Raw genomic sequence first — 395 nt, forward strand, 5'->3', positions numbered from 1 at the left:
CCACCAATCAGCGTCGTGCCTGCCAAGACGCCGCTAGCGCCGTACTGCTGCAGATACGGAATCGCCGCTTCGCTCACGCCTGCACCAAGCGCACCTTGCAACGCATTACCACCACCTAGCGCAGCCGTTGCCGCGCCAACTGCCGCATGAAGCGTTACAGCTTGCGCGCTGCCATTGCTCCAGTTCATCGCCTGCTCGATATCGCCGGCAGCCGTCATGCCGACTTGACCCGCCAATGCGCCAGCTTGCTGATTGTTTTCGATCTGCTGCGGATTAAAGATCGTCCCAAGGCTTTGATCACCGAGGCTTGCGTTGCGACTCAGTCCGCTGAGGTCCTGGTTTTGGTTATCGCTAATCGTGATCGTGCCCGGTGCAATCGCCGCTTGCGTCGTACT

At 59.7% G+C, this 395-nt stretch carries 1 protein-coding gene; it reads right to left on the minus strand.

All coding sequences use genetic code 11. The features are described from left to right. The coding region (locus AC4HNJ_RS21680) for a hypothetical protein (protein ID WP_490481695.1) at positions 1–395 on the minus strand (395 nt) is incomplete at both ends.

Source organism: Dyella sp. SYSU CM1112 (genome assembly GCF_058216415.1).